The following is a 7,955-nucleotide window of genomic DNA, read 5'->3' on the forward strand; positions in this document are numbered from 1 at the left end:
CCGAGCTTTTCGGCACCGTCGAAGGCCGCGAGCGCCTGACCCCGGGCCTGCTGCTGCTTGCCGACGGCGGCACGCTTTTCCTCGATGAGGTGGTGCAGATGCCCGAGACGCTGCAATCGGCGCTCCTGCGGGTGCTCGAGGACCAGCGACTGCGCCCCGAGGGCGCCGAGCGCGAGATCCCGCTCGACCTGCGCTTCCTCTTCGCGACCAATGCCGACCTGCCGAAGGCGGTGGCCGAGGGCAAGTTCCGCGCAGACCTCTATCATCGCATCAACGTCATGCAGATCGAGATGCCCGCGCTCAAGGACCGGGCCGAGGATACGGTCGAGCTCGCGGCGCTGTTCCTGTCGCAGTTCCAGGCCTCGCTGTGCCTGCCGGGGCTCGAGCTCAACGAGGTGACGCTGCTCAAGTTGCGCAGCTACGACTGGCCGGGCAACGTGCGCGAGCTGAAGAACATGATCGAGCGCTCGGTCATCCTAGGCGAGTTCCCCGAGGAATTTGCGGGCACGGGCACGGTGACCGGCGCGCAGGCCATCGAGAGTCTCGATTTCGTGGTGCAGCGCCACATCATGCACATGCTGGACGAGTGCAAGGGCAACCGCGCCGAGGCCGCCCGCCGACTCGGCGTCTCGCGCAAGACCATCGACCGCAAGCTGGCGCTCTGGTCGACGGACTGACGCCCGCGCCCGATGCGCGTGTCTTCCAGGCACGGGTGTGGCACGGGTTCGGCGGGGGTACCGGGGGCCGGAATACGCGAAAGCTCCGGCATTGGCCGGAGCTTTCCCTTTCGCTCAAGTGCAGTGCGTTCGGGGCCTACAGCACCGCCCGCGCGATGCGGAGCATCTGCAGCAGCTCGTATTCCGAGTCGTCGAGCTGCACGATCTGCCCGTTCAGCACGGCGTAATTGTCCCCGTCCTGCAGCCGTGGCAGGCGATAGAGGTTCCTCAGCTCGTCCTGCGTAAGCGCCGCCGTCGGGGCAATCGGAACGCTGTCCGAAAGATCCGCCACCCGCGCCATGCGGTTGACCAGAAGCAGCGAGCGGTAGTCGTCGTCATCGAGCAGCACCGGCATGCCGTCGATCAGCCCGTAGCGCTGACCACGCGGCGCCGGATCGAGGTCGAAGAGCCGCGCGATCTCGTCCGATTGCAGCAGCAGGTAGTCCGGGTCGGGATCGACGTCGAAATCCGAGCCGAGCCATTCGCCACGACGCTCGCGCCACAGCTCGTCATAATCGTCGCGATCGTAGGACGCCCAGTCGTCGTAGCTCATGCCGTCGCGGGCGAGACCCGGCGGTACGCAGGGCGGATCCTTCTTGGCAAGGCCCGGCGGGCAGTTGCGATAGGTGATCAGCTCATCTTCGGGCACATCGCCGACCACCAGCTGCGGCGTCGCGAGAGCGAGGGCCGTTGCGCCAAGCACCCGCGCCATATCGCGCCCCGCAGGCGCCGGGGTCGAGACAAGTCGGCTCACCACGGTCTCGCGTTCGTCCTTGGAGAAGGCCTTGCGGTCCTTGCCGCGGTTGCCATTGCCCTTCGAGACGTGCTCGGGACCGTTGCCGTCCGCCGTGGACTTTGGCCCGCCTGCATGCTCGGGCTTGCCGCCGCCGTTGCCGGCATTTGCTTTCCCGTTGCCCTTGCCGGGATTGCCGTTGCCATTCCCGTTGCTGGCATGGTCGGGACCCTTGTCCGCCTTCGCCTTGCCATTGCCCTTGCCGGCCTGGGTGTTGCCGTTCCCTTTTCCGCCGTTGCCTTGGCCCTGCTTGGACAGCTTCTTGTTGCCGCCCCCGTTGCCATTGCCCTTGCCGTTGTTGCCATTGCCCTTGGCGAGCCAGATCTGCTCGGTGGAGGCCGGGCCGATGCCGGAGAGGTCTCCGAATGCGTGGACCGGAGCCGCGGACAGATGGGTCGAAGAAAGTGCGAGCGCCACGGCGCCGCCGATAATGAGCTTGTTCATGACAGACGCCTTTCGTTTGGGCCCCCAACGCGACAATCGCGCATTGCGTTCCCTTGGCCGGGGTCCCGGCACCGACGTGAGAGACCTGTTCACGCCCGCCGGCGCCCCGTTTTCGAAGGGTATCACGCCACCACGGAGGCGGCGAGAAAAGCCCTCGTCCTGCACTTCAGCCGCGGCAGCAGCATGGCCCGCGCGCCTGAACTCGCTGGGCCCCGACCACGGGAAAGCCGCTTTGTTCCCAGAGCCATGCCGCGTCGTTTCCAAGACCGGGCTGCTGGGGCAGGGGCATGACTGCGACCACCTGCATCTTGCCGAGCGAGCCCGACACATATCGCTCAAGATCAGTCGGTGGCACTGCTGTGAACCTCGGTCAGAGTGGGGTGGCGACTTTGGCTCTCGGGCGCCTTGAGGCGGCGTGACAGTCATCGCCTCACCAAGGGGGGAAGGGCGGCTTGCCGGGGGTTCCCATCAGCCCCCGGGCGCCGCCTGAGACACGCCAGCCCGGCCCCTGATACAGGTCCCACAACGCCGCCAAGGGCTGACAAACCGGTTTCGTGAGCTAGGTCCCCCCCGAAACCAATCCGCCAACCAGTCCACTCAGGAGAGCCAGATGCACGACAAGATGCCGCAAGAACGGCTGTTCATCTTCCCGAGGGTGCACAAGGCCGTCTTCGCGGTCTCGGCGCTGCTCATCGTCGGTTTCATCATCTTCGGGGCTGCGTTCAACGAGCAGGCCAACAGCGTCTTCACCGGTATCCAGAACTGGTTCGCCGACACGCTCGGCTGGGCGCTGATCATCGAGGTCAACATCTTCGTGGTCGCCACGATCTACCTCGCTTTCGGCCCCTTCGCCGACATCCGCCTCGGCCGGATGACCGACAAGCCCGCCTACGGGCTGATCTCGTGGACGTCGATGCTGTTCTCGGCGGGCATCGGCATCGGCCTGATCTACTGGGGCGTGGCCGAGCCGCTCTACCACTACTTCGCGCCGCCCATCGGCGATCCGGAAACGCAGGAGGCCGCGCGTCAGGCGATGGTGCTCTCGTTCCTGCACTGGGGCTTCCACGGCTGGGCGGTCTACGCGGTGATCGCGCTGGCGCTGGCCTATTTCCACTTCCGCAAGGGCCTGCCGCTGACCATCCGTTCGGCGCTCTACCCGATTCTCGGAGAGAGGATCTTCGGGCCGTGGGGCAGCGCGGTCGACATCCTCGCGGTCTTCGGCACGATGTTCGGCATCGTCACCTCGCTGGGGCTTGGCGCCATGCAGATCAACGCGGGCCTGGGCGAGGTCTTCGGCATCGGCGACAGTGTGGTCACCCAGATCCTGATCATCGCGGCGATCACGCTGGCGGCGACAATGTCCGTGCTGGCCGGCCTCGACGGCGGCATCAAGCGGCTATCGAACCTCAATATCGGGCTCAGCTTGGTCTTCCTGATCTTCATACTGATCGTCGGCCCGACGGTCTTCATCTTCGATCTCTTCGTGCAAAGCTACGGTGACTACGTCGCCCGCTTCGTCAGCTGGGCCAGCTGGACGGAGGCCTGGCAGGCCGATGGCTCATGGCAGAATTCCTGGACCATCTTCTACTGGGCGTGGTGGATTTCCTGGTCGCCGTTCGTGGGCGTCTTCGTGGCGCGCATCTCCAAGGGCCGCACCATCCGCGAGTTCGTGCTGGGGGTGATGCTGCTGCCGACCTCGATCATGTTCTTCTGGTTCTGCGCCTTTGGTGGCACCGCGCTCAACATCTCGCTGGGAGGCGACGCGACGCTGGTCGAGGCCACCCGGAACGACTACGGCGATGCGATGTTCGCCCTGCTCGACTACTTCCCCGCCTCGGGGCTCATGTCGGGCTTCGCGATGATCCTTATCGTGCTGTGGTTTGTGACCTCCTCGGACTCCGGGTCCTTCGTGATCGACATGCTGACCGCGGGCGGCGACACCGATCCGCCGAAGGTGCAGCGGGTGTTCTGGGCGATCACCGAAGGCGCCGTGGCCTCGGTGCTGCTGCTGGCGGGCGGGCTCAACGCGCTGCAGGCGGCGGCGGTGGTGGCCGGCTTCCCCTTCGCGGTGGGCTGCCTCTTCATCCTGATCGGGCTCTTCAAGGCGCTGCGCTGGGATACGCTGATGGTCTACCGCCACAACCAGCGTTACCGCGACGACGAGGAAGCGGATCACGCCATGCCGTCGGAACTGCCGGGAGAGCTCTACGGCGCGGAACCGACGCCACCGCCGAGGCCCGCGTACAATCCTGCGGAGTGACCCCTTTCGGAACCAGACATCGGACCGGCGTTCGCGCCGGTCCCTTGCGTTGGCGGGCTCCGCAATCGGGGACCTTCAGGCTGGCTGGACGGTCAGGCCGGCTGATGCATCAGGCAGGCGGCCACATGCGGCTGAACACCCCGTCGCGCTTCACCAGCCCGTGCAGCGCGGCAGCCCCGATATGCATGGCGATGAGCACGATCAGCACGCTCTTCGCCAGCTCGTGGAAGCCGCTGGCGGACTTGGCCAGCGCCTCGTCCTTGGCGATCATGCCGCCGAGCAGCGGGTCCCAGACCTCCATCGGGAAGCCGCCGGCCTGCACCCGCACGATGCCGGAGATCACCAGCGCCACCAGAACGATGTAGAGCAGCCAGTGCACCACCTTGGCCGCCAGCGCCTGCAGCGCCGACACGCTCGCGGGGAGCGGGGGCGGCGCAGCGATCAGCCGGACCACCAGCCGCAGGACGACCAGCAGCAGGATGACCGGACCGATGTTCTTGTGATAGAGAAAGAGCGTATCCTGGAGCGCCCGCGGCAGCCCCTCCTGCACCATGACCAGCCCCGCGGGGATGGTGGTGAGCACGAGCAGCACGGTCAGCCAGTGCAACAGCCGCGACGCACGGGAGTAGCGAAGGGAAAACTGAGTCTCGGACGCGCTTGCCATGAGCCGACCTCCCGGTTCTGAATTCTCACAGCCTAGTGAGTAGATGTCTCTGCGTAAAGCGGGGCGCTTGACAGCTGCTGCCGTGCCAGCCCTTCATTCGTGATGGACCTGCCGCCCCCTCACCTTCCGCGCGCTTCGGCCCTGGCCGGGGCAAGGACGCCCTTCGTGTCCCTCGCATTGCTGGCGATGGGCCTGGCGCTCGCGCTCTACGGGCTTTCGTGGTGGCTGGCCGGGGCGGCCATGCTGCTGCCGGTGCTGGGCTTCGGCTTCGGGGCCGGGGTTTCGGGCCATTTCCTGCTGCGCCTCTGGCCCGCTCCGCGTCTCGGCTATGCCAACGCGCTGACCCTCGGCCGGCTGGCCCTGGCGGCGCTCATGCTGGTGCCGCTGGCCCGGCCCGGTCTGACCGAGGGCGCGTCGGGCTGGGGCTTCTTCTGCGTCGCGCTCGTCACCCTGGCGCTCGACGGGGTCGACGGCCCGCTCGCCCGCCGCAGCGGGCTGGCGGGGCCTTGGGGCGCGCGGTTCGACATGGAGGTCGACAGCGTCTTCGCCCTGCTGCTCTCGGCGGTGGCCTGGCGCAGCGGCGCGGCGGGAGGCTGGGTGCTGCTGCTCGGCAGCCTGCGCTACCTCTTCGTGGCGGCAAGCCTGCTCTGGCCGTGGCTCGATGCGCCCCTGCCGCAGCGCTTCCGGCGCAAGCTGGTCTGCGTGGTGCAGATCGCGGTGCTGGCAGGCCTGCTCGCGCCCGTCGCCGTGCCGCCCTGGTCCGAGGTCGCGGCGCTTCTGGCACTGGCGCTGCTGGCATGGTCCTTCGCCTTGGACGTGCTCTGGCTGGCGAGGCGGCGGTGAGCGGGACGCTGCGCCTCGGGCTGGCGCTGCTCTGCTCGGCGGTGCTCGTCGACCTGCTGTTGATCCTGCCCAACCACCCGAACGCATTGCGCTGGCCGGCGCTGACCGTGGTGCCGCTGGAGCTGCCGGTGCTTCTGCTCGGCATGCTGGCGCTTGGGGGTCACGCCCGGCCGCTGGCAATCGTGGCGACGGTGGCGCTCACCCTGATGACGGCGCTCAAACTGGCCGACCTTTCAGCCTATGCCGCCTTTGGCCGGGGCTTCGATCCGCTGGCGGACATGCATCTCGTGCCGGCGGCGGCGCATCTGCTGCGCGGCAGCGCGGGGCTTGCGGGCGCGCTGGTGACCGGAGCCACGCTGCTGCTGCTGCTGGGCGGCGCGATGGTCCTGCTCTACCGCGCGCTGACGCTCTGGGCCCGCAGCGGCAGCCGTCTGCCGCGTGGCTCGCGGTACGTGGCAGGCGGCACCGCGCTGGTCTTTGCGCTGCTCTGTGCCGCCGAGATCCGCACCGCCCTCAACGGCTGGCAGGGCTGGCGCCCGCCCGGCAGCGCCTTCACCGCGCGGCTCGGGGCCGAGCACATCCGGGACTTCGCCCGGTCGCGCGTGGCCCTGGCCGAGTTCGAGCGCGCCGCGGCAGAGGATCCATGGGCCGGCCGCGCCGGGCTCCTGTCGAAACTCGAGGGCCGCCCGGTGGTGATCGTCTTCGTCGAGAGCTACGGGCGCGCGGCCTTCGACAACCCGCTTTACGCGCCGCGCCACCTTGAAACGCTGAAGGCCGGAGAGGCCACGCTCGCGCGGGCGGGGCTGGCGATGCGCTCGGGCTGGCTGGGCTCGCCGGTGCAGGGCGGCCAGAGCTGGCTGGCCCACGCGACGCTGGCGGCGGGTGTTCATGTCAGCGACCAGAGACACTATCGCGCCCTGCTGGCGAGCAAGCGCCAGACCCTCTTCGCCCTTGCCGCGGGCGCAGGCTACCGGACCATGGCCGTGGCCCCGGCGATCGTGATGGACTGGCCCGAGGGGCCCGCCATGGGGTTCCAGGAGATCCGCGCCGCCGCAGACCTCGGCTATCGCGGGCTGCCCTTCAACTGGGTGACCATGCCCGACCAGTACACGCTGGCGGCCTTTGACCGGATTGCCGCCGGGCAAGACGCGCCGCTGATGACCGAGATCGCGCTGATTTCGAGCCACGCGCCATGGACGCCCGTGCCGCGGATGGTGCCGTGGGAGGCGGTCGGCGATGGCAGTGTCTTCGACGCCGAGGCCACGTCGGGTCCGAGCCCCAAGCAGGTCTGGGCCGATCCGGACCGCATCCGCGACCACTATGGCCGCTCGCTCGACTACGCGCTGCGCACCGTCCTGTCGTGGGTCGCACTGCCGCGGGCCGAGCCGCCGCTGATCATCGTCCTCGGCGACCACCAGCCCGCCGGGTTCGTGGCGCAGGCGGGGGGCAAGGATGTGCCCGTCCACCTCATCGGTGCGCCGGACGTCCTGAGCCTCTTCGACGGGTGGGAGTGGAGCTCGGGGCTGCGGCCCGCCGCCGCGCAGGAGACTTGGCCGATGCAGGCGTTCCGCGACCGGTTCCTGGACGCGACCAGCGAGGCGGATGCCGAGGTGCGGGCGGACGGCTCGTGAGCGCGCTGCGTCTTCTCCTGCCGCTCGTGCTGATCGGGATCTGCCTCTGGCTTTCCGACGGCCGAGACGCGTTGCAGAGGCTGTCGGACCTGTCGCCGGGCTGGGCGCTTGCCACGCTTGTGCTGCTCAACGCGGTCACGCTGCTGTCGGCGCTGCGCTGGCGGCGGACCGCTGGGGCCTTGGGGCTCGCGATGTCTCGGGGCAGCGCGGTGCGGGAGTATTACATGGCGCAATTCGTCAACCAGACCCTGCCCGGAGGCGTGCTCGGCGACGCGGCGCGGGCCGCGCGCAGCCGCCAGAACGGCCCGATGAGCCGCGCCGCGCAGGCGGTGGTGCTGGAACGCGCGGCGGGGCAGGCGGGCATGGCGGTCGTCGCGCTGTCAGGCATCGGGGTCCTGCTGGTGGGCGCGTCGCGCCCGGCGCCGGATGCAGGCCTTTCGGCGACCCTGTGGGTGCCCGGTGCTGTGCTTGCGGCGCTACTGGGCGCGCTCTTGTTGCTGCTGGCCAGCCGCGGGGGGCGGGAGAATGGCTGGCGCGCCGCGGCCCGCAAGGCGCTGCTGGGACAATGGCCCGCGCAGGTGGCGCTGTCGCTGGCGATCGCGGT

At 68.9% G+C, this 7,955-nt stretch carries 7 protein-coding genes; 5 read left to right on the forward strand and 2 right to left on the reverse strand.

All coding sequences use genetic code 11. The features are described from left to right. Positions 1-677 (forward strand): sigma 54-interacting transcriptional regulator (locus tag HC022_RS14560; RefSeq protein ID WP_167452929.1); only part of this gene is annotated, 677 nt, incomplete at its 5' end. A gap of 136 nt (positions 678-813) precedes the next feature. On the opposite strand, the gene HC022_RS14565 is transcribed toward HC022_RS14560, so the two are convergent. After that, positions 814-1,953 carry a hypothetical protein gene (locus HC022_RS14565; RefSeq protein WP_167452930.1) on the reverse strand — a complete coding sequence of 380 codons (1,140 nt, stop codon included), beginning with the start codon at positions 1,951-1,953 and terminating at the stop codon, positions 814-816. A gap of 610 nt (positions 1,954-2,563) precedes the next feature. Between HC022_RS14565 and HC022_RS14570 the strand changes: the two genes are divergently transcribed. After that, entirely contained in the window at positions 2,564-4,213 is a 1,650-nt protein-coding gene (locus tag HC022_RS14570; protein ID WP_167452931.1) for a BCCT family transporter, read from the forward strand. Positions 4,214-4,322: 109 nt separating this feature from the next. Here HC022_RS14570 and HC022_RS14575 read toward each other — a convergent pair whose 3' ends face one another. Beyond that, on the reverse strand, positions 4,323-4,877 hold the full coding sequence (locus HC022_RS14575; protein WP_008887904.1) for a cytochrome b: 555 nt from the start codon (positions 4,875-4,877) through the stop codon (positions 4,323-4,325). 165 nt (positions 4,878-5,042) lie between these two features. Here HC022_RS14575 and HC022_RS14580 point away from each other — a divergent pair, with 165 nt between their 5' ends. The 3 genes from HC022_RS14580 to HC022_RS14590 form a co-directional block, all read left to right on the forward strand. Further along, positions 5,043-5,720 carry a CDP-alcohol phosphatidyltransferase family protein gene (locus HC022_RS14580; protein ID WP_167452932.1) on the forward strand — a complete coding sequence of 226 codons (678 nt, stop codon included), beginning with the start codon at positions 5,043-5,045 and terminating at the stop codon, positions 5,718-5,720. Then, on the forward strand, positions 5,717-7,351 hold the full coding sequence (locus tag HC022_RS14585; protein WP_368484672.1) for a sulfatase-like hydrolase/transferase: 1,635 nt from the start codon (positions 5,717-5,719) through the stop codon (positions 7,349-7,351). The genes HC022_RS14580 and HC022_RS14585 overlap by 4 nt, the downstream gene beginning before the upstream one ends. Then, positions 7,348-7,955 (forward strand): lysylphosphatidylglycerol synthase transmembrane domain-containing protein (locus HC022_RS14590; RefSeq protein ID WP_167452934.1); only part of this gene is annotated, 608 nt, incomplete at its 3' end. The genes HC022_RS14585 and HC022_RS14590, both read left to right, overlap by 4 nt.

It is taken from the genome of Salipiger sp. HF18, from assembly GCF_011806505.1.
Taxonomy (GTDB): domain Bacteria; phylum Pseudomonadota; class Alphaproteobacteria; order Rhodobacterales; family Rhodobacteraceae; genus Salipiger; species Salipiger thiooxidans.

Excerpts from the sequence above, each read along its gene's own strand:
- HC022_RS14565 (WP_167452930.1), bottom strand. The coding sequence starts at position 1,953 with ATGAACAAGCTCATTATCGGCGGCGCCGTGGCGCTCGCACTTTCTTCG.
- HC022_RS14570 (WP_167452931.1), top strand. The coding sequence starts at position 2,564 with ATGCACGACAAGATGCCGCAAGAACGGCTGTTCATCTTCCCGAGGGTG.
- HC022_RS14575 (WP_008887904.1), bottom strand. The coding sequence starts at position 4,877 with ATGGCAAGCGCGTCCGAGACTCAGTTTTCCCTTCGCTACTCCCGTGCG.